We start from the raw sequence: 21,853 nt of genomic DNA, 5'->3' as shown, positions 1-21,853 counted from the left end.
TGCTTGAAGCTTGTAACTTGAAGCTGTCCGGAGGGCTCCTCATGAGCTATGTGATCGACCGACGTCTCAATGGCAAGAACAAGAGTACGGTGAACCGTCAGCGCTTCCTGCGGCGCTACCGTGACCATATCAAAAAGGCTGTCGAGGAAGCCGTGAGCCGGCGCTCCATCACCGACATGGAACACGGCGAGCAAATCAGCATCCCCGGCCGCGACATTGATGAGCCCGTGCTGCACCACGGTCGTGGCGGCAAGCAAACCGTGGTTCATCCCGGCAACAAGGAGTTCACCAGCGGCGAGCACATCCCTCGGCCTCCCGGCGGCGGCGGCGGTCGCGGCCCGGGCAAGGCCGGCAACTCGGGCGAAGGGATGGACGAGTTTGTCTTCCAGATCACCCAGGAAGAGTTTCTCGAGTTCATGTTCGAGGACCTGGAGCTGCCGAACCTGGTCAAACGCAACCTCACCGGCACCGACACCTTCAAGACCGTCCGCGCCGGGATCAGCAACGAGGGCAACCCCTCACGTATCAACATCATCCGCACCTTGCGTTCGGCCCACGCTCGGCGGATCGCCCTGTCCGGCAGCAGCCGGGCCAAACTCAAGGAAGCCAAGGACGAACTGGAGCGCCTGAAACGCGAAGAGCCGGACAACTTCGGCGATATCCAGGAAATCGAGGCGGAAATCGAGAAACTCAGTGCGCGCATCCATCGCATTCCCTTCCTCGACACCTTCGACCTCAAGTACAACCTGCTGATCAAGCAGCCCAACCCCAGCTCCAAGGCGGTGATGTTCTGCCTGATGGACGTGTCCGGCTCCATGACTCAGGCGACCAAGGACATCGCCAAACGCTTCTTCATCCTGCTGTACCTGTTCCTCAAACGGAACTACGACAAGATCGAAGTGGTATTCATCCGCCATCACACCAGCGCCCGGGAAGTCGACGAAGAAGAGTTCTTCTACTCGCGGGAAACCGGCGGCACCATTGTTTCCAGTGCGTTGAAGCTGATGCAGGAAATCATGGCCGAACGCTACCCGACCAACGAGTGGAACATCTACGCCGCCCAGGCTTCCGACGGCGACAACTGGAACGATGACTCACCGATCTGCCGCGATATCCTGATCAACCAGATCATGCCGTTCGTGCAGTACTACACTTACGTAGAGATCACCCCCCGCGAACACCAGGCCCTGTGGTACGAATACGAGCGCATCAGCGAAGCGTTCAGCGATACGTTTGCCCAGCAGCAGCTGGTGTCGGCCGGTGATATCTACCCGGTCTTCCGTGAACTCTTCCAGCGCAGGTTAGTGACATGACCGCCAGAGAGCAGAAACAACAGAAGCGCCAGCCCATCTCCACCGGATCGGAGTGGACCTTTGAACTGATCCAAGCCTACGACCGCGAAATCAGCCGTATCGCCAACCGTTATGCCCTGGATACCTACCCCAACCAGATCGAGGTCATCACCGCCGAGCAGATGATGGACGCCTACGCCTCCGTCGGCATGCCGCTGGGTTATCACCACTGGTCCTATGGCAAGCACTTCCTCAGCACGGAAAAATCCTATAGCCGCGGCCAGATGGGCCTGGCCTACGAGATCGTGATCAACTCCGACCCATGCATCGCCTACCTGATGGAAGAAAACACCATCTGCATGCAGGCGCTGGTGGTGGCTCATGCCTGCTATGGCCATAACAGCTTCTTCAAGGGCAATTACCTGTTCCGCACCTGGACCGATGCCAGCTCGATCATCGACTACCTGGTCTTCGCCAAGCAGTACATCATGCAATGCGAGGAGCGCCACGGCATCGATGCGGTCGAAGACCTGCTCGACTCCTGCCACGCCCTGATGAACTACGGTGTCGACCGCTACAAACGGCCCTACCCGATTTCCGCCGAAGAGGAACGCCGGCGGCAGAAGGACCGCGAAGAACACCTGCAAAAGCAGATCAACGACCTGTGGCGCACCATTCCCAAGGGCGCGGACAAGTTCAGCGACAAGGACAACGCGCGCTTCCCCTCCGAACCTCAGGAGAACATCCTTTACTTCATCGAAAAGCACGCGCCGTTGCTGGAGCCTTGGCAGCGGGAAATCGTCCGGATCGTGCGCAAGATCGCCCAGTACTTCTACCCGCAACGCCAGACCCAGGTGATGAACGAAGGCTGGGCAACGTTCTGGCACTACACCCTGATGAACGATCTCTACGACGAAGGGCTGGTCACCGACGGCTTCATGATGGAGTTCCTGACCTCCCACACCAGCGTGGTGTTCCAACCCGGTTTCGACAGCCCCTACTACAGCGGCATCAACCCCTACGCCCTGGGGTTTGCCATGTACCGCGATATCCGCCGGATCTGCGAATCCCCCACGGAAGAAGACCGCCGCTGGTTCCCGGAACTGGCCGGCAGCGACTGGCTCTCGAGCATCAAGTTCGCCATGAGCAGCTTCAAAGACGAGAGTTTCATCCTGCAGTACCTGTCACCGAAAGTGATTCGCGACCTCAAACTGTTCAGCATCCTCGATGACGACCAGCGCGACGACCTGCTGGTGCCGGCCATTCATGACGAAGGCGGCTACCAGACCATCCGTGAAACCCTGGCCGCCCAGTACAACCTGGGTAACCGCGAACCCAACGTACAGATCTGGAGCATCGACCGCCGCGGCGACCGTTCGCTGACCCTGCGTCACCAGCAACACGACCGCAAACCCCTGGGCGACTCCACCGAGGAAGTGCTCAAGCACCTGCACCGCCTCTGGGGCTTCGATATTCATTTGGAGACACTGCAAGGCGACCAGGTCATGAAAACCCATCACGTCCCACCCAAGGGCGAGCACAGCGAAGGGGAATACGGTCGACTGGACCTGGCCGTGATTCATCTCTGAACAGCACCCTGACCTCCGCTGACGCGATCCACAGGTTATCCTGTCGTGCCAACGGAGGTTTTTCATGCAGATTTATAAAGTCGGCGGCGCGGTTCGCGATCGCCTGCTGGGTCAGCCGGTTACCGATATCGACTGGGTGGTGGTGGGCGCCAGCGCCGAAGACATGCTCGCCAAGGGTTTTCGTCCGGTCGGCGCGGACTTTCCGGTTTTTCTTCACCCCTCGAGTGGCGAGGAATACGCCCTGGCCCGGACCGAACGCAAGAGCGGACGCGGTTATGGCGGGTTCATTTTCCACGCCAGCCCCGAGGTCACCCTGGAAGAAGACCTGATCCGCCGGGACCTGACCATCAACGCCATGGCTGAAGACGAGCACGGCAACCTGACCGACCCCTACCACGGCCAAGCCGATCTCGATGCCCGTCTTTTGCGCCACGTATCCCCCGCGTTTGCCGAAGATCCACTCCGGGTCCTGCGCGTTGCCCGCTTTGCCGCGCGGTATGCCGCCATGGGTTTCAAGGTGGTCCCCGAAACCCTGGCGCTGATGCGCCAACTGGCCGAATCGGGCGAACTGCAAGCGCTGACGCCGGAGCGCGGCTGGAAGGAAATCTCCCGCGCACTGATGGAAGACCAGCCCCAGGTGTTCATCCAGGTACTGCGCGACTGCGGCGCGCTCGCCGTGCTGTTTCCGGAGGTCGACGCGCTATTCGGAGTACCGCAACCTGAAGCCCATCACCCTGAAATAGACAGCGGCGTGCATACCTTGAACGTCCTGGAGCAAGCGGCGCGCCACCAGCAGCCCTTGACCGTGCGCTGGGCCTGCCTGCTGCACGACCTCGGCAAGGGGCTGACACCTGAAAGTGAATGGCCGAAGCACATTGCCCACGAGTTCAAGGGACTGAAGCTGATCAAGGCGGTGAACGAACGCTACAAAGTGCCGCGCGACTGCCAGGAACTGGCGTTGCTGGTGGGCGAATACCACACCCATGGTCATCGCGCCCTGGAGCTCAAGGCCTCGACCTTGCTGGAGTTGCTGCAGAGTTTTGATGTCTATCGACGACCGCAGCGTTTCGAGGAATTTATCGCCGCCTGCGAGATGGATGCGCGGGGACGCCTGGGATTGGAGGAGCGGACTTATCCACAGGCGGATTATTTACGGGGGGCGGCGGCGGTCGCCAAGGCGGTCGCGGTTCAACCGTTGCTGGAGAAAGGCTTCAAGGGACCGGAGTTGGGTGAAGCCCTCAAGCGCGAGCGCCTGAAAGCCCTCAAGGCCTACAAGGAGAAAGGTATTGGCTGAAACACGAATCCTGTGGGAGCCGGCTTGCCGGCGATGACGGCCGAACAATCGCTGCAGGGCTTGCGGGCCTCATCGCCAGCAAGCTGGCTCCCACAATGACCGCGCTGACCGTATGCCCTACAACAGATCCGGGGGCGTCAGTTGCCCCCCACGCCACTCAAACGCCACGGGGGCCAGCACCTGATCGATCCGCGCCTCTTCCCACAACGTCGAGAAAGTTTTCCCCGCCTCGGGATGGAGCCGATCCGGCGCAATCAACGCCAACGGCCACAACACAAAGGCATTCTTGAGAATTTCCGCCCGCGGCAGGATCAGCCCGTCGAAATTTCCGACCCATTCACCATACAACAGCACATCGATATCCAGCGGCAGCCCCTTGCGCTCCGGGGCATAGCGGCCATTGTCGGCCTCGATGAACTTCAAGCGGCGATCCAGCTCCAGCAACGGCAGGTCGGTAAACGCCGACACCACCAGGTTGAAGAACGGCCCGCTCTTAATACCCACCGGCTGGCTTTCGAACACCGCCGAACAGCGGATATCCACCAGAAAAGTAGCCAATGCGTCCAACCCGGCACGCAAGTGAGTTTCGCGCTCGATATTGCTGCCGAGCCCGAGATAAACCTGAGTTAGCGACATCCGCGCTCGATCTCCACGCCCACGCCCTTGGCCGCCGCAACGGCCCCCGGCTTGGTCAGTTTGAGGTGCAACCAGGGAATCTGGAACTCGCTCATCAGTACCTGAGCCAGGCGCTCGGCGAAGGTTTCCACCAGCTGGAACTGCGACTGCTCGGCAAACAGCTGGATACGCGAGGAAACGCTCGCATAATCGAGGGCCAGGCTCAGATCGTCACCGGCCGCCGCCGGGCGGTTGTCCCAGGCAAAACTGAGATCAAGGCGCAGGCACTGACGGATGCCGCGCTCCCAGTCATAGGCACCGATAACGGTGTCGACTTCCAGGCCCTCGATAAACACTCTGTCCAAGCACTTCTCTCCGCAGCACGACAAGGGCGCAATGCGCCGTTAGAATCAGGGCGTCCCCGCCCGGAATAGTTAGCATGTTTTGGTTACTGGCGATCCTCGCCTACCTGCTCGGCTCTCTGTCCTTCGCCATTTTGCTCAGCCGCCTCACGGGAAATCCCGACCCGCGAATGAGTGGCTCGGGCAATGCCGGCGCGACCAACATGCTGCGCCTGGCCGGCAAGAAGCTGGCCATCCTGACCTTGCTCGGCGACCTCTGCAAAGGCCTGCTGCCGGTGCTGATCGCCGGCGTTGCCGGACTCTCGCTCCAGCAGCAAGCCTGGGTCGGACTCTGCGCCGTCCTCGGCCATCTGTTCCCGTTGTACTTCCGCTTTCGCGGCGGCAAAGGCGTCGCCACGGCCGCCGGCATGCTGCTGGGGCTGTATCCCCCCGCGGCCCTGCTAGCCCTGCTGACCTGGCTGCTGACCTTCTACCTCACCCGCACCAGCTCGCTGGCCGCCTTAATCGCCACCCCGCTGACCCTGCCGCTGCTGGCCTGGCAGGAGCCAGCCGCCTTGCTGCCGATGAGCGTGGTGACCGGACTGATCGTCTGGCGTCATCGCGGCAATCTACGCGACCTTTTCGCAGGGCGCGAACGACATTTCTGACCCTGATCGTGAAGGTGGCTCACATGCCACCTTGCACCGATCCCATTCAAATCGCCGACAACTGCTCCATCGGCCAACGTGCCTGCACGCTGATCGCCAAGCTTTCCTTCTGCCCGGCCTGCAGACGCTGGCACCCGGCAAACGCAATCATCGCGCCATTATCGGTGCAGAACTCAGGACGGGCATAGAACACATCGCCCCTCATCTCGCCGAGCATTTTTTCCAGCGAAGCCCGCAGGGACTTGTTGGCACTGACGCCCCCGGCGATCACCAGGCGCTTCATACCCGCCTGCTTCAACGCACGCTTGCACTTGATGGTCAAAGTCTCCACCACCGCCTGCTGGAAGGCCAGCGAGATGTCGCAACGGGTTTGCTCGCCGTCGTCTCCAGCGCCGCTGCACTGCTGCCAGGTATTCAGGGCAAAGGTTTTCAAACCGCTGAAACTGAAATCCAGCCCCGGGCGATCGCACATCGGCCGCGGGAAAACAAAACGCCCCGCCACGCCCTGCTCGGCCAGGCGGGCGATTTCCGGCCCCCCCGGGTAATTGAGCCCCATCATCTTCGCCGTCTTGTCGAAGGCTTCGCCGGCCGCATCGTCCAGGGTTTCCCCCAGCAACGCGTATTGGCCGATGCCATCCACGCGAACCAGCTGGGTGTGCCCGCCGGAGACCAACAACGCGACGAACGGAAACTCCGGAGGCTGTGCCTCCAGCATCGGTGCCAGTAAATGACCTTCCATGTGATGCACGCCCAGGGCCGGTATATCCCAGGCAAAAGCCAGGGCCTGGGCGCACGAAGCCCCGACCAGCAAGGCCCCGACCAGGCCGGGACCGGCGGTGTAGGCAATCGCATCGATCTCGGTCGGCGCGCAGTCGGCCTCGGCCAGGACCTGGCGGATCAACGGCAGCATGCGCTTGACGTGATCGCGGGAGGCCAGCTCCGGCACCACGCCACCATAGGCGCGGTGCAGGTCGATCTGACTGAACAGCGCATCGGCGAGAAGCCCGCGCTCACTGTCGTACAGCGCGACGCCGGTTTCGTCGCAGGAGGTTTCTAATCCCAGTACTAGCATGGGTTTGCGCCTTGTAGAGGCTAGATTCGAAGGCGCGCATAATAGTCGTCACTCCAGGCCCCTACCAGCGGTTTTCGATCAGAGGCTTTGCATTCCGCGTCATGAGGGGTTAACATCCGCAACCCTTAAAAACCGACGATCTCCAGTGCGATTTTGCCTGAGGACGTTGACCCCGGTAATGAATGAAGGTAGCTCTGGATGCCAGCCGTCAAAGTTAAAGAGAACGAACCCTTCGACGTAGCTCTGCGTCGTTTCAAGCGCTCCTGCGAAAAAGCCGGTGTTCTGGCTGAAGTTCGTAGCCGCGAATTTTACGAGAAGCCGACTTCGGAGCGTAAGCGCAAGGCAGCAGCTGCTGTCAAACGCCACGCCAAGAAAGTTCAGCGCGAACAGCGCCGCGCCGTTCGTCTGTACTAATACACAGACGTTCGTTGCAAGCTTCTGCCAAGCCCGGCCCTCAGCCGGGCTAATGGCATTTGCGGATATCGCTTGATGCTTCACCGTCGAAGCCGCCGATGCGACCCAGACGAACCTGCTTGACCCCGTCAGACCTGGCACTTGCCAGCGGTGCGCGTCTTTCTGACGAGCCTTCCAAGGCTAACGACGAGCACACCCTTTCCGTTCCAGCTATCGAGCACTCTGCGATGATGAGAACGCCATGGCCGGGCTAATCCCCCAAAGTTTTATTGACGACCTACTCAACCGCACCGACATCGTCGACGTGGTGAGTTCGCGCGTGCAACTGAAAAAAGCCGGCAAAAACTACACCGCCTGCTGCCCGTTCCACAAGGAAAAGACACCGTCCTTCAGCGTCAGCCCGGACAAGCAGTTCTACTACTGCTTTGGCTGCGGCGCTGGCGGCAACGCCCTCGGCTTCCTCATGGACCACGACAACCTGGATTTCCCCCAGGCGATCGAGGACCTGGCCAAAGCCGCCGGCATGGAAATACCCCGCGAAGAAAGCGGACACGCGCGCAAGCCGCGCCAGCCGACCGATTCGCCGCTCTACCCGCTCCTGACCGCGGCCGCCGATTTTTACCGCCAGGCGCTGAAAAGTCACCCCTCCCGCAAGGCGGCGGTGGACTACCTCAAGGGCCGCGGCCTGACCGGCGAGATCGCCCGGGATTTCGGCCTGGGTTTCGCCCCGCCAGGCTGGGACAACCTGTTCAAGCACCTGGCCAGCGACACCCTGCAGCAGAAAGCCATGATCGACGCCGGCCTGCTGATCGAGAACGCCGAAACCGGCAAGCGCTATGACCGTTTCCGCGACCGCGTGATGTTCCCCATCCGCGACAGCCGTGGCCGGATCATCGCTTTCGGCGGCCGGGTGCTGGGCGACGACAAGCCGAAATACCTGAACTCCCCGGAAACCCCGGTGTTTCACAAGGGCCAGGAACTTTACGGCCTGTTCGAAGCGCGCAAGAACAACCGCAACCTCGATGAAATCATCGTCGTCGAAGGCTATATGGACGTCATCGCCCTGGCCCAGCAAGGCCTGCGCAATGCCGTCGCGACCCTGGGCACCGCCACCAGCGAAGAACACCTCAAGCGCCTGTTTCGCGTAGTACCCAACGTATTGTTCTGCTTCGACGGCGACCAGGCCGGGCGCAATGCCGCCTGGCGCGCACTGGAAGCAACCCTGGGCAGCCTGCAGGACGGCCGCCGCGCGCGCTTCCTGTTCCTGCCCGAAGGCGAAGACCCGGACACCCTGATTCGCGCCGAAGGCACCGATGCCTTCCGCGCCCGGATCAACCAGCACGCGCAGCCGCTGGCGGATTATTTCTTCCAGCAACTGACCGAAGAGGCCGACCCGCGCTCGCTGGAGGGCAAGGCGCACATGGCGACCCTCGCCGCGCCACTGATCGACAAGGTACCGGGCGCCAACCTGCGCACCTTGATGCGTCAGCGCCTGACCCAGATCACCGGCCTGACCCACGAAACCGTCAGCCAATTGGTGCACAGCGCACCGAGCGAAGCGCCACCGGCCTACGATCCGGGCATCGACTACGACGCCATGCCCGATTATTCGGACTATCATGCGCCCCAGCAGGAGGCCTACGCGCCCCAGCAGGAGTGGACGCCGAAAAAACCCGGTGCGGGCGGCAAGAAGTGGGACAAGAAGCCCTGGGACAGGAACGGCAAGCGCGGCGGCGACCGCGACGAGCCCCGCGGCCCACGGATCCCGGCCGCCGTCGAGCCACCGACGCTCACCGCCTTGCGCACCCTGGTCCATCACCCGCAACTGGCCGGCAAGGTCGAGACCGCTGGTCACCTCGCGGACGAAGAAAACACCCATGCACAGCTGCTCGTGGCCTTGCTCGAAGCCGTGCAAAAGAATCCTGGGCTAAGCTCATTTCAACTGATTGCGCGTTGGCACGGCACCGACCAGGGTCGATTACTCACCCGTTTGGCGGAAAAGGAGTGGCTGATTGAAGGAGAGAACCTTGAACAACAGTTTTTCGACACCATAACCAGCTTGTCAGCCCGTCAAACCGAGCGAAAGCTGGAACAACTCATCAGGAAGTCGCGACAGGGCGATTTGAGCGCTGAAGACAAAATTCAGCTGCTTGATCTACTAAAACGCAATCTTCCTGCATCAAACCCGACCTCAACTGGCGCGTGAGGTCATAGCTCGGGTATAATCCTCGGCTTGTTTTTTGCCCGCCAAGACCTTCAGTGGATAGGGTGTTATGTCCGGAAAAGCGCAACAGCAGTCTCGCCTCAAAGAGTTGATCAGCCGTGGTCGTGAGCAGGGTTACCTGACTTACGCGGAGGTCAACGACCACCTGCCGGAGGATATTTCAGATCCGGAACAGGTGGAAGACATCATCCGCATGATCAACGACATGGGGATCAACGTATTCGAGAGTGCTCCGGATGCGGATGCCCTTTTGTTGGCCGAAGCCGATACCGACGAAGCCGCTGCCGAAGAAGCAGCGGCTGCGTTGGCGGCCGTGGAAACCGACATCGGTCGCACTACTGACCCGGTGCGCATGTACATGCGCGAAATGGGTACGGTAGAGCTGCTCACACGTGAAGGCGAAATCGAAATCGCCAAACGTATCGAAGAGGGCATCCGTGAAGTGATGGGCGCAATCGCGCACTTCCCCGGCACGGTTGATCACATCCTCAGCGAATACAATCGCGTCACCAGCGAAGGCGGTCGGCTGTCCGACGTCCTGAGCGGCTACATCGACCCGGACGACGGCATTGCGCCGCCAGCCGCCGAAGTACCGCCGCCTGTCGATGCCAAGGCGGTGAAAGCCGACGACGACACCGACGACGAAGAAGCTGAAGCCAGCGACGACGAAGAAGAAGCCGAAAGCGGTCCCGATCCTGTCGTTGCCGCACAGCGCTTCGGCGCCGTGGCCGAGCAGATGGAAATCACTCGCAAGGCCCTGAAAAAGCACGGTCGCAACAACAAGGCGACAATTGCCGAACTGTTGGTCCTGGCCGAGCTGTTCATGCCGATCAAACTGGTGCCGAAGCAATTCGAAGGCCTGGTCGAGCGTGTTCGTGGTGCCCTGGATCGCCTGCGTCAGCAAGAGCGTGCCATCATGCAGCTGTGCGTGCGTGATGCGCGCATGCCGCGTGCCGACTTCCTGCGCCAGTTCCCGGGCAACGAAATCGACGAAAGCTGGACCGATGCCCTGGCCAAAGGCAAGAGCAAATACGCCGAAGCCATTGGTCGCTTACAGGCCGATATCGTTCGTTGCCAGCAGAAGCTGACCGCGCTCGAGACCGAAACCGGCCTGACCATCGCCGAGATCAAGGACATCAACCGTCGCATGTCGATCGGCGAGGCCAAGGCCCGCCGCGCGAAGAAAGAGATGGTTGAAGCGAACTTGCGTCTGGTGATCTCCATCGCCAAGAAGTACACCAACCGTGGCTTGCAATTCCTCGACCTGATCCAGGAAGGCAACATCGGCCTGATGAAGGCGGTGGACAAGTTCGAATACCGTCGTGGCTACAAGTTCTCGACCTATGCCACCTGGTGGATCCGTCAGGCGATCACTCGCTCGATCGCCGACCAGGCCCGCACCATCCGTATTCCGGTGCACATGATCGAGACTATCAACAAGCTCAACCGTATTTCCCGGCAGATGTTGCAGGAAATGGGTCGTGAACCGACGCCGGAAGAGCTGGGCGAACGCATGGAAATGCCTGAGGACAAAATCCGCAAGGTATTGAAGATCGCTAAAGAGCCGATCTCCATGGAAACCCCGATCGGTGATGACGAAGACTCCCATCTGGGTGACTTCATCGAAGACTCGACCATGCAGTCGCCAATCGATGTCGCCACCGTTGAGAGCCTTAAAGAAGCGACTCGCGAAGTTCTCTCTGGCCTCACTGCCCGTGAAGCCAAGGTTCTGCGCATGCGCTTCGGCATCGACATGAACACCGACCACACCCTTGAGGAAGTCGGTAAGCAGTTCGATGTCACCCGTGAGCGGATTCGCCAGATCGAAGCCAAGGCGCTGCGCAAGCTGCGCCATCCGACGCGAAGCGAGCATCTACGCTCCTTCCTCGACGAGTAACACCAAAACCCCCGGCTCGCCGGGGGTTTTGCTTTGTGCAGATTCCCTTTTCTCCGCCCGCCGCCCGTCTACACTCGAATCATCCCTCCGAGCCATAACGAGATCGTTATGCCCAGACTGTCGGCCCTGCTTCTGTTTTCGCTGCTCATCTGGACCGCAACGGCTGGCGCGTTGAATCTTACCGATGATGAGCGTGACTGGCTGAAAGCCCACCCGCAACTGCGCCTGGGTGTCGATGCCTCGTGGCCGCCCTTTGAGTTCAGAGGCGAAGGCGGCGCCTATCAGGGGCTCGCGGCCGATTACATCCACCTGATCGAAGACCGTCTGGACATCAAGCTCACCCCCATCGAGCCGGTGAGCTGGACCGAAGTGCTGCAACTGGCGAAGACAGGCCAGGTCGACCTGCTGCCCGGCATCATGTCGACCCCGGAACGCCAGACCTACCTGTCCTTTACCCGTCCTTACCTGGATTTCCCGATCGTTATCCTGGCCCACGAAGGCGGCGCCAAACCCCATAACATGAAAGAGCTCTACGGCCTGAAGATCGCCGTGGTGGAGAACTACGCCCCCCACGAGCTGCTGCGCAGCCATCACCCGGACCTCAACCTCGTGGCCCTGCCCAATGTCAGTTCGGCCCTACAGGCCCTGGCCACTGACGAAGTCGATGCGGTCATCGGCGATCTCGCCTCCAGTGTCTGGAGCCTGCGCCAGCTCAAGCTCGAAGGGCTCTACGTCAGCGGCGAAACGCCCTATCGCTACCAATTGGCGATGGCCGTGCCGCAGGATCAGAAAATCTTCGTAGGGATTCTCGACAAGGTGATGGCCGACATGAGCGTCGCCGAGACCGAGGCGATCCAGAAGCGCTGGGTGGGTAACGTCCTGGTCGCCCCCTCATTTTGGACCGACCTGCTGCTCTACGGCCTGCCCGGTGTCCTGTTGCTGGTCAGCGTTCTGGTCGTGGTCATCCGCATCAACCGCCGCCTGAGTTCGGAAATTTCCCGGCGCGAGGCCCTCGAGCAGGAACTGCGCAGCAGCGAATACCATTACCGCGGCTTGGTGGAGAGCCTCTCGGCCATCGCCTGGGAAGCGCGCATGGATTACACCTACACCTATGTCTCGCCCCATGCCGAAGCCTTGCTCGGGTACCCGCTGGCCCATTGGCTGATCCCCGGCTTCTGGCGCAGCATCACCCACCCTGCCGACCTGACCCGTGCCCAGATCTTCTGTGACAAGGAGATCATCGAAGGCCGCGACCACACGCTCGACTATCGGGTGATCAGCGCCGATGGTCGTACGCTCTGGGTGCGCGATCTGGTCAGCCTGATCGAACATGACCATGAGCCGCTGATACGCGGGCTGATGATCGACATCAGCGAAACCAAGCGCACCGAAGAAGCCTTGCGCCTGTCCGAGCAGAAATTCGCCTCGGTCTTCCGGCAGTGCCCGGACATCCTGGTTATCGCCCGCCTGTCCGACGGCCACCTGCTGGAAGTCAACACGGCCTTCGAGGAACAGATCGGCCTGAACGCCAGGGACGTGATCGGGCATACCGCCAGCGAGCTCAACATCTGGGGCATCGACGGTGTCGGCTCGGGGCTGTTGCAGCGTCTGCAGGGCGGCAGTATCCGCAATCTGGAGATGCCCTTCAGGCGCAGCAATGGCCAATTGTTTACCGGGCTGATTTCCGCCGAGCCTTTCGAGCTCGACACCACCCCGGCCCTGGTGGTGGTGGTCAGGGACATCAGCCAGCTCAAGCAAACCCAGCAACAACTGCAGACCTCCGAAGAAAAGTTCGCCAAGGCTTTCCACGCCTCGCCCGATGGCTTGCTGCTGAGCCGGCAAAGCGACGGCCTGCTGCTGGAGATCAACGACGGCTTCAGCCACCTCACCGGCTACAACGCCGCCACCTCGCTGGACCGTTCGACCCTTGACCTGGGCATCTGGGTCAACCTGAACGAACGCAAGCACATGCTCGAACTGATGCAGCGCGATGGTTTCGTCCGTGACTTCAGCTGCCATATCCGCCGCAACGACGGGCAGATCCGCCTGTGCGAAGTCTCCAGCCGACCACTGCCGATCGGTGGCGAGGACTGCATGCTGACCATCGCCCGGGACATCACCGAACGCCACCTCATGCAGGAAAAACTGCAACAAGCCGCCACCGTCTTCGAAAGTACCGCCGAGGGCGTACTGATCACCGACATCCAGCAACACATCAGCGCGGTTAATCGGGCCTTCAGCGAAATCACCGGCTACAGCGAAACCGAAGCCCTGGGCCACACCCCGCGCCTGCTTGCCTCCGGCCAGCATGACAGCGCCTTCTATGCGGCCATGTGGCACCAACTGACCGCCGAAGGCCATTGGCAAGGCGAGATCTGCAACCGGCGCAAGAACGGCGAGCTCTACCCCAGTTGGCTGACCATCAGTGCCGTGCGTAACCGCGAGAACATCACTACCCACTTCGTTGCCGTGTTCGCCGATATCTCCAGCCTGAAACATGCCCAGGCGCGCCTGGACTACCAGGCCCACCACGACCCGTTGACCGGCCTGCCCAACCGCACCCTGTTTGAAAACCGCCTGCTGGCGGCCCTGAACAACCAGGCCGAAAACGGCGGCCAGGGCGCGGTGCTGTTTCTCGACCTCGACCGGTTCAAACACATCAACGACAGCCTCGGGCATCCGGTCGGTGATCTGTTGCTCAAGGGCATTGCCGCCAGGCTCAAGGAGCAGTTGCGGGATATCGACACCGTGGCCCGATTGGGCGGCGACGAGTTCATCATCCTGCTGCCGGGCCTGCAGCAGGCCAGCGACGCCACGCACCTGGCCAACAAACTGCTGGGTTGCTTCAGCGCACCGTTCCAGGCCGGTGAGCACGAGTTTTTCATCAGTGCGAGCATCGGCACCAGCCTCTACCCCAAGGACGGCAACGACGTCGCCACCCTGGTCAAGAACGCCGATGCGGCGATGTACCGTTCCAAGGCCAAGGGCCGTAACCGGGTCGAAAGCTACACCCGCGACCTCACGGCCCAGGCCAGCGAACGCGTGGCCCTGGAGCACGAACTGCGCCGGGCCATCGAGCGCCAGGAGCTGCACCTGCTCTACCAGCCGAAGATCAGTCTCGCCAGCGGTCACCTGGTGGGGGCCGAAGCCTTGATTCGCTGGCAACACCCGACCCTGGGCGAGGTACCACCGGAGCATTTCATTCCGTTGGCCGAAGAGAACGGCATGATCCTGCAGATTGGTGACTGGGTGCTGGAGCGCGCCTGCCGACAGATGCAGCGCTGGAACAGGAGCCATGGCGACTTCGGCCCACTCTCGGTCAACCTCGCCGGCGCGCAGTTGCGCCAACCGCACCTGCTCGCACGGGTCGAGCAGTTGCTCCGGGATTACCGGCTCGAGCCCGGCTGCCTGCAGTTGGAGATCACCGAAAACTTCATCATGAGCCAGGCCGAGGAAGCCCTGGAGGTCCTGCACCAACTCAAGCGCCTGGGGGTGCAACTGGCCATTGATGACTTCGGCACCGGCTATTCGTCACTGAGCTACCTCAAGCGCCTGCCATTGGATGTGCTGAAAATCGACCAATCGTTCGTGCGCGGTTTGCCGGACGATCCCCACGATGCGGCCATCGTCCGCGCCATCATCGCCTTGGGGCGCAGCATGCAGTTCACGGTGATTGCCGAGGGTGTGGAGAACCAGGCGCAGCAGAATTTTCTGGCCGTCGAGGGTTGCGAACAGATCCAGGGCTACATCGTCAGCCTGCCGCTGGCCGCCGAAGAATTCGCCGCGACCTTCCTTCATATGAGGCTTTCGGAGTTTTCGGATAGCACCGGCGAGAAACCATCGCTATAATTCGCGGCCTACTGAGGGCCTATAGCTCAGTTGGTTAGAGCAGAGGACTCATAATCCTTTGGTCCACGGTTCAAGTCCGTGTGGGCCCACCACCTTGAAAGCCGCGCAGTGCGCGGCTTTTGTCGTTTTGCTTGCTATCGAACTCCTAGCCAGAAAACTGAAAAAAGCGGCTTTCCGTCCACAAAACGTCCAAACTTGGGAAAATGTCAGGGAATCCGCTTGATGTAACACCTCAACACCCACCCCTCGAAGGGACCTCCATCGGCGACGACCGACACAAAAATCCATGACCGCCGGCTATCGTCCAGGACCTGGACAGGGTTCCAGATAGCAATATTTGTACAATCAACCCGTCCTTTGAAGGAAAAACGCCGCTCAGCCCGAAATGGGAAAGCGGCGTTTTTCTTGAGCTTCGCCGTAGAGCAGAAAGTGAAAAGCTTTCGACCATTCGGCTCCGTTACGCCCTCCTCAATCGCAGCGTCGACAGATCAGCCTTTGTTGCCGGGAATGCCCCTCTGAACCCCACTCAAGTTTTTTACGTCTGTCGGAAATCAGAGCGCTATAGCATGCCTATGCTAGGATGATTTGACATGTACTATACCCCCCTATAGTATATTTTGATCTCAAGGTGCAATCATGAGTCACACCATCCAGGACAAGAAAAAGCTATTGAATCGCGTCAGTCGTATTCGTGGGCAGCTCGAAGCGATCGAGCGTGCACTGCACGAGGAGCGTGAGTGCATCGAGGTGCTCCAGCAAATCACCAGTTGCCGGGGTGCCATGAACGGTCTCCTGACTGTGGTGTTGGAGGACCATATCCGCACGCATTTGGTTGATGCGGACTTTGCTGACGGCAAGGAGCCGAATGATGCCAAAGAGCAACTGATCGAAATCATCCACAGTTATTTCAAGTGAACTCAATATGAATAAGCTGTATGAGGCACCATTTAATGTCGGTCATGACCACGTTTTCCTGGGCGTCGGCCATGAAAAAAATGAGCGCAAGACGTGGGCTGTGATTGCCCTGTGCACGGCCATGATGTTGGCCGAGATCATCGGCGGGAACCTGTATGGCTCACTGGCATTGGTTGCGGATGGCTTGCATATGTCCACACACGCCGGGGCTATGTTGATTGCTGCACTCGCTTACACCTACGCGCGCAAATACGCTAGTGACCGGCGGTTCGTGTTTGGCACTGGCAAACTGGGTGATCTGGCGGGCTTCACCAGCGCCATCATTCTCGCGATGATCGCCTTACTGATAGGCTACGAAGCGGTTTCCCGCTTCCTGTCGCCAGTCCCCATCCATTTCAGCGAAGCCATTCCCATCGCCGTCGTTGGCTTAGCCGTGAACATTGCCAGTGCCTGGCTGCTCAGCGGTGCGGATCATGGGCATGACCACGGACATAGCCATGGGCACAGTCATGGGCACGCCGAAGGTGATGAACATGACGATCATCCTGAAGAGATGCAGCGTGTTGTCACTGCTGAGGGCGTGTTCGAACTGTCGATCTTCGAAGAGGGTGTTCCACCAGTATTTCGCCTTTCCTGTGAAGGCTCAGGTCCCTTGCTCTCACCAGGCGATGTTACGGTGACGACGATCCGCCAGGACGGTTCGCGGCAGGTATTCAATTTTGTACAGAAAGCTGGCTTTCTGGAATCCACCAGCGACATTCCGGAGCCGCATGGTTTCCAGGTAGCCGTTGCCCTGCCATCAGGTGAACAGATCGTCGAATTCACGGAGCATGCTCACGACGACCATGACGTGGACAGCAGCGACCACAATATGAGAGCGGCTTACATTCACGTGATTGCGGACGCCGCTGTGTCAGTGATGGCCATCATCGGCCTGCTGTTGGCCCAAGCATTTGGCTGGTTGTGGATGGACCCACTGGCTGGGATCGTTGGGGCATTGGTGATCGCCAACTGGTCCTACGGACTGATACGCCAGACCGGTGCGATCCTGGTAGATGCGAGTGCAGACACTCGAATTGAAAGCAAGATCAGGACGGTCATCGACAAAGCCGGTGACAAGCTGGCGGATCTGCATGTTTGGCGACTCGGCCCTGGGCATCTCGGAGCGGTGGTTTCGGTGGTCACAGGCGAGCCAAAACGGACCGCACAATTTTACCACCAGCATCTCGCCCAATTTAAGGGGCTGTCCCATCTCACAGTGGAAGTGCGTCCAGAAGCTGAGGTCTGAGCAATGGCTCTCAAATCCCCTTGCACCGAAGTCTGTAAATTCGATGGCAAGACCACTCTCTGCGTAGGCTGCCTGCGCACCCTGGAGGAAATTCGCGGCTGGAAGAAAATGACGGATCATCGTCGTCATCAGGTAATCAACGAGCGTTCAAAGCGGTTAGCGAAATTGCAACGAGAAGAGATTTCCCGATAGGCCAGATGTCGCTTTTTGGCCGATTGCTGCCTGAGCACTCGTGTACCTGGTCAGGATTCGTACCCGCCCGGAAAGGCATCGCAACTTGCAGTACGGTTGTCATCAGTCGAACACTCTCTGTATTTCATCCAGCGTGGGCATTACCGCCGGCACCACGGCGAACTCACAGTCCATAGCGCCCAGGGCTCGCGCATAGGCGACCATACCCACTGACAGATCACCCTTCTCGATGGCGATGACCTTCTGTCGGGTGATGCCAGCCAAGGTAGCGAGTCGGGCTTGAGTCAACCCGCGACTCAGACGACGCTGCCGGACCTGCTCGCCAAGACGCGTTGTGATAAGGGCATAATCCATGTTCTGTATACGCGACAAACTATATTAAATGTAACGTATACCGAACCTCTGAAAAATCAAAGCAGATATGCCGCTCAACCCAAGTGCAGCCTGCAAGCGTCTCCCAGCTAGACGATGAGCCGAATAAATCGCACAATCGGCTCACCATATGAGCCGAATAAGCCTTTTATTCGGCTCACGCTCATGCGGAGTCCTCTATGATCGATCTGCCTCACTGGATCTGGCAACAGCCCGACTGGCCTCATTTCACCTGGCAGGAAAAGGCCCTGACGCCGCTGCTGCTGGAATGCGGACACGCCCAGGGACGCTTGCTCGGCATGGCCGCAGCCATCGGCGAGGACAGCAGCGCGCAGAACGAACTGGATGCCTTGCTGCAAAACATCATCACATCATCGGCCATAGAAGGAGAGCCGTTGAATGTCGGCTCTGTCAGGTCCTCACTGGCAAGACGCCTGGGGCTGAGTGCCGACCAATCCGCCAGTCCACGTAGCGAGGGCCTGGCGGAACTGCTGCTGGACGCAACGCAACACCACCAATCGCCGTTGAGCCTTGAGCGCCTGCTGTATTGGCACACACTGCTTTTCCAGCCTGACGAAAGCCCTCTGGCACCGAAAATCCGTATCGGCATGCTGCGCGGTAACGAGCCGATGCAGGTGGTCTCCGGACGTCTGGATCGACCTGTCGTGCATTTCGAGGCACCACCGCGGGCCGGGCTCGACGAAGAGCTGATGGCGTTTATCCACTGGTTCAACGCCAGTCAGGCCGACACGGCACTCGACCCACTGCTGCGTGCCGGCGTTGCGCATTTCTGGTTCGTGACCTTGCATCCATTCGATGATGGTAATGGTCGCCTGACCCGTACCCTCACTGATCTGGCACTGGCGCAAGGCGAGCAACAAGCGATTCGGTTCTATGCGATGTCCGCGAGCATTCTCGAAGACCGGAAGGGCTATTACGAAATACTCGAGTCCAGCCAGAAGGACTCGCTGGATATCACCCCTTGGCTGCAATGGTTCCTGAAAACTCTGTTGCGCAGCCTGGAACAGGCCCAGGCCAACATCGACCGGGTGCTGGTCAAGGCAAGGTATTGGCAGCAGCACCGCCATCTTCAACTCTCGCCGGAACAACTCAAAGTTATCAACAGGCTGCTCGATGGTGGTGAGAGAGGTTTTGAGGGTGGCATCAATGCTGCGCAATACCAGGCAGTCGCCAAAGTCAGTAAGGCGACGGCAACCCGTCATCTGGCGGATCTTCTGGAGAAAGGCTGCCTCTATCGCCTTCCCGGAGGCGGACGCAGTACCCGCTATCAGATTCCCGGCTTGCAACCGGCGGCCACTTCAAGCCTGTAACATCACCCAACTCTCGACACCCGCCACCGGAGCCCGACCTTGTCCGACACCCGCCCTCCCGCGCTCGACGAAATCGACCGTCAGTTGATTTCCGCCCTGCAGATCAATGCCCGTGAAAGCGTGGCGATGCTGGCGCGGCAGTTGGGGATCGCGCGCACCACGGTTACCTCGCGGCTGGCTCGCTTGGAAAAGGCCAAGGTCATTACCGGTTATGGCGTGCGTCTGGGTCAGCGGGTGGTCGATGGCGGTTTGCAGGCCTATGTCGGAATCACGGTCCAACCGCGTTCGGGCAAGGATGTGGTGCGGCGCCTCAGCGCCATGGCACAGATCCAGCAACTCTGCGCAGTGAGCGGTGAGTTCGACTACGTCGCCTGGCTGCGCAGCGATTCGCCGGAACAGCTGGATCAGTTGCTCGACCAGATCGGCAGTGTCGAAGGGGTGGAGAAAACCACTACCTCGATCATTCTCAGTAGCAAGGTGGATCGGGGGCAGCCGGTTTAGCGCCGCCTTGTAGAGACCGCCTCGCCCTGGACTCGCAACGCCAGTCAACACGGTCATTGTAGGAGCCAGCTTGCTGGCGATGAGGCCCTTAAGTCTTGCGGCGAACGTTCGGACGTCATCGCCAGCAAGCTGTCTCCTACAGGTTCTCGTCGATTCGAATAATATTGTCGTCATAACGTATTATTTCCAGTCAAAACGACGACACTTTGCGTCTTATTAACGCACTCCCCGCTCCCTACAATGGCCTCAGTCTTTTCCTATCTATACTCCAGCCGGACACACCGCCCGGCCCGAGTCGCCAGCAAGGTCAGCCATGAACAAGAACAATCGCCATCCTGCCGACGGTAAAAAACCCATCACCATCTTCGGCCCGGACTTCCCGTTTGCCTTCGATGACTGGATCGAGCACCCGGCCGGACTGGGCAGCATCCCGGCGGAAAATCACGGCGCCGAAGTGGCGATTGTCGGTGCCGGGATCGCCGGGCTGGTGGCCGCCTATGAACTGATGAAACTGGGCCTCAAGCCGGTCGTCTACGAAGCCTCGAAAATGGGCGGGCGCCTGCGCTCCCAGGCCTTCGAAGGCACCGAAGGCATCATCGCCGAGTTGGGCGGCATGCGTTTCCCGGTCTCGTCCACGGCGTTCTACCACTACGTCGACAAGCTCGGCCTGGAGACCAAACCCTTCCCCAACCCACTGACCCCGGCCTCAGGCAGCACGGTGATCGATCTCGAAGGCGAAACCTACTACGCAGAGAAACTCGCCGACCTGCCGGCCCTGTTCCAGGAAGTGGCCGACGCCTGGGCCGATGCCCTGGAAGACGGCTCGCGCTTCGGTGATATCCAGCAGGCCATTCGCGACCGCGACGTGCCGCGTCTGAAAGAACTCTGGAACACCTTGGTGCCGCTATGGGACGACCGCACCTTCTACGACTTCGTCGCCACCTCCAAAGCCTTCGCCAAGCTGTCGTTCCAGCACCGCGAAGTGTTCGGCCAGGTCGGCTTCGGCACCGGCGGCTGGGACTCGGACTTCCCCAACTCGATGCTGGAAATCTTCCGCGTGGTAATGACCAATTGCGACGACCACCAGCACCTGGTGGTCGGCGGCGTGGAGCAGGTGCCGCTGGGGATCTGGCGTCATGTACCGCAGCGCTGCGCCCATTGGCCGGCCGACACCAGCCTGAGCACTCTGCACCACGGCGCACCACGCACCGGCGTCAAGCGCATTGCCCGTGCTGCCGACGGCCAGTTCGCGGTCACCGACAACTGGGGCGATACCCGTCACTACGCCGCCGTCCTGACCACCTGCCAGAGCTGGCTGCTGACCACCCAGATCGAATGCGAGGAATCGCTGTTTTCCCAGAAAATGTGGATGGCCCTGGATCGCACACGTTACATGCAGTCCTCGAAGACCTTTGTCATGGTTGACCGCCCGTTCTGGAAGGACAAGGATCCGGAAACCGGTCGCGACCTGATGAGCATGACCCTCACCGATCGCCTGACCCGCGGCACCTATCTGTTCGACAACGGTGACGACAAGCCGGGCGTGATCTGCCTGTCGTACTCGTGGATGAGCGACGCCCTGAAAATGCTCCCGCAGCCCATCGACAAGCGGGTGAAGCTGGCCTTGGACGCGCTGAAGAAGATCTACCCGAAAGTGGATATCGCCGCACGCATCATCGGCGATCCGATCACCGTGTCCTGGGAAGCCGACCCACATTTCCTCGGGGCCTTCAAAGGCGCCCTGCCCGGCCACTACCGCTATAACCAGCGGATGTACGCGCACTTCATGCAGGCCGATATGCCCGCCGCACATCGCGGCATCTTCATTGCCGGTGACGATGTGTCCTGGACCCCGGCCTGGGTCGAAGGCGCGGTACAGACTTCGCTCAACGCCGTGTGGGGCATCATGAGCCACTTCGGTGGACGTACCCACGCCGAGAACCCGGGACCGGGCGATGTCTTCAATGACATTGGTCCAATCGCCCTGGCCGACTGAAAG

18 protein-coding genes and 1 tRNA gene are annotated in these 21,853 nt (G+C 60.2%); 15 read left to right on the top strand and 4 right to left on the bottom strand.

Features of this window, described 5'->3' with window-relative positions; genetic code table 11:
- The first annotated feature begins 41 nt into the window (after positions 1-41).
- The 3 genes from AC07VG_RS30620 to AC07VG_RS30610 all read left to right on the top strand — a co-directional run bounded on the left by AC07VG_RS30620 (position 42) and on the right by AC07VG_RS30610 (position 4,175).
- Positions 42-1,313: a YeaH/YhbH family protein gene (locus tag AC07VG_RS30620; protein WP_495003391.1), complete on the top strand. Its 1,272-nt coding sequence runs from the start codon at positions 42-44 to the stop codon at positions 1,311-1,313.
- Entirely contained in the window at positions 1,310-2,881 is a 1,572-nt protein-coding gene (locus tag AC07VG_RS30615) for a SpoVR family protein (RefSeq protein WP_495003390.1), read from the top strand. The genes AC07VG_RS30620 and AC07VG_RS30615 overlap by 4 nt, the downstream gene beginning before the upstream one ends.
- A 64-nt stretch (positions 2,882-2,945) precedes the next feature.
- Positions 2,946-4,175 (top strand): multifunctional CCA addition/repair protein, encoded by a 1,230-nt coding sequence (locus tag AC07VG_RS30610; protein WP_495022393.1) that lies wholly within the window; start codon positions 2,946-2,948, stop codon positions 4,173-4,175.
- Between the two features lie 117 nt (positions 4,176-4,292).
- On the opposite strand, the gene folK is transcribed toward AC07VG_RS30610, so the two are convergent.
- Entirely contained in the window at positions 4,293-4,811 is a 519-nt protein-coding gene (folK, locus tag AC07VG_RS30605) for a 2-amino-4-hydroxy-6-hydroxymethyldihydropteridine diphosphokinase (RefSeq protein WP_495022392.1), read from the bottom strand.
- Entirely contained in the window at positions 4,802-5,155 is a 354-nt protein-coding gene (folB, locus tag AC07VG_RS30600) for a dihydroneopterin aldolase (protein ID WP_121135137.1), read from the bottom strand. Before folB ends, folK begins: the two co-directional genes overlap by 10 nt.
- A gap of 74 nt (positions 5,156-5,229) precedes the next feature.
- On the opposite strand from folB, the gene plsY reads away from it, so the two are divergent.
- The gene (gene plsY, locus AC07VG_RS30595; protein WP_121135138.1) at positions 5,230-5,799 is read left to right on the top strand and encodes a glycerol-3-phosphate 1-O-acyltransferase PlsY; all 570 of its coding nucleotides are present in this window, start codon (positions 5,230-5,232) and stop codon (positions 5,797-5,799) included.
- Between the two features lie 46 nt (positions 5,800-5,845).
- On the opposite strand, the gene tsaD is transcribed toward plsY, so the two are convergent.
- On the bottom strand, positions 5,846-6,871 hold the full coding sequence (gene tsaD / locus AC07VG_RS30590; RefSeq protein ID WP_495003387.1) for a tRNA (adenosine(37)-N6)-threonylcarbamoyltransferase complex transferase subunit TsaD: 1,026 nt from the start codon (positions 6,869-6,871) through the stop codon (positions 5,846-5,848).
- A 198-nt stretch (positions 6,872-7,069) separates the two neighbouring features.
- Between tsaD and rpsU the strand changes: the two genes are divergently transcribed.
- From rpsU to AC07VG_RS30550, 8 genes are all read left to right on the top strand, one after another.
- Complete coding sequence (gene rpsU / locus AC07VG_RS30585; RefSeq protein WP_002551877.1) at positions 7,070-7,285, top strand: 30S ribosomal protein S21; 216 nt, start codon at positions 7,070-7,072, stop codon at positions 7,283-7,285.
- Between the two features lie 241 nt (positions 7,286-7,526).
- Positions 7,527-9,491, top strand: coding sequence for a DNA primase (dnaG, locus tag AC07VG_RS30580; protein WP_495022391.1), 1,965 nt, complete (start codon positions 7,527-7,529; stop codon positions 9,489-9,491).
- Positions 9,492-9,558: 67 nt separating this feature from the next.
- Complete coding sequence (gene rpoD / locus AC07VG_RS30575) at positions 9,559-11,406, top strand: RNA polymerase sigma factor RpoD (RefSeq protein WP_495003385.1); 1,848 nt, start codon at positions 9,559-9,561, stop codon at positions 11,404-11,406.
- 108 nt (positions 11,407-11,514) lie between these two features.
- Positions 11,515-15,255 (top strand): bifunctional diguanylate cyclase/phosphodiesterase, encoded by a 3,741-nt coding sequence (locus tag AC07VG_RS30570; protein ID WP_495003384.1) that lies wholly within the window; start codon positions 11,515-11,517, stop codon positions 15,253-15,255.
- A 15-nt stretch (positions 15,256-15,270) separates the two neighbouring features.
- Positions 15,271-15,347: transfer RNA gene (locus AC07VG_RS30565), tRNA-Ile, on the top strand.
- Between the two features lie 544 nt (positions 15,348-15,891).
- Complete coding sequence (locus AC07VG_RS30560) at positions 15,892-16,170, top strand: metal/formaldehyde-sensitive transcriptional repressor (RefSeq protein ID WP_495003383.1); 279 nt, start codon at positions 15,892-15,894, stop codon at positions 16,168-16,170.
- A gap of 7 nt (positions 16,171-16,177) precedes the next feature.
- Positions 16,178-17,458: a CDF family Co(II)/Ni(II) efflux transporter DmeF gene (gene dmeF / locus AC07VG_RS30555; RefSeq protein WP_495022390.1), complete on the top strand. Its 1,281-nt coding sequence runs from the start codon at positions 16,178-16,180 to the stop codon at positions 17,456-17,458.
- A gap of 3 nt (positions 17,459-17,461) precedes the next feature.
- Positions 17,462-17,650: a DUF1289 domain-containing protein gene (locus AC07VG_RS30550; RefSeq protein WP_495003381.1), complete on the top strand. Its 189-nt coding sequence runs from the start codon at positions 17,462-17,464 to the stop codon at positions 17,648-17,650.
- A gap of 102 nt (positions 17,651-17,752) precedes the next feature.
- On the opposite strand, the gene AC07VG_RS30545 is transcribed toward AC07VG_RS30550, so the two are convergent.
- Positions 17,753-18,004 (bottom strand): helix-turn-helix transcriptional regulator, encoded by a 252-nt coding sequence (locus tag AC07VG_RS30545; protein WP_495003380.1) that lies wholly within the window; start codon positions 18,002-18,004, stop codon positions 17,753-17,755.
- 197 nt (positions 18,005-18,201) lie between these two features.
- Here AC07VG_RS30545 and AC07VG_RS30540 point away from each other — a divergent pair, with 197 nt between their 5' ends.
- The 3 genes from AC07VG_RS30540 to AC07VG_RS30530 all read left to right on the top strand — a co-directional run bounded on the left by AC07VG_RS30540 (position 18,202) and on the right by AC07VG_RS30530 (position 21,850).
- Positions 18,202-19,353, top strand: coding sequence for a Fic family protein (locus tag AC07VG_RS30540; protein WP_495003379.1), 1,152 nt, complete (start codon positions 18,202-18,204; stop codon positions 19,351-19,353).
- Between the two features lie 39 nt (positions 19,354-19,392).
- The gene (locus AC07VG_RS30535) at positions 19,393-19,854 is read left to right on the top strand and encodes an Lrp/AsnC family transcriptional regulator (protein ID WP_100938519.1); all 462 of its coding nucleotides are present in this window, start codon (positions 19,393-19,395) and stop codon (positions 19,852-19,854) included.
- A gap of 313 nt (positions 19,855-20,167) precedes the next feature.
- Positions 20,168-21,850 (top strand): flavin monoamine oxidase family protein, encoded by a 1,683-nt coding sequence (locus AC07VG_RS30530; RefSeq protein WP_495003378.1) that lies wholly within the window; start codon positions 20,168-20,170, stop codon positions 21,848-21,850.
- Positions 21,851-21,853 lie beyond the last annotated feature (3 nt).

It is taken from the genome of Pseudomonas sp. GW821-FHT03C07 (assembly GCF_059420925.1).
Note: the sequence above shows the minus strand (reverse complement) of the source record. Positions and strands in the feature narration are given on the sequence as shown.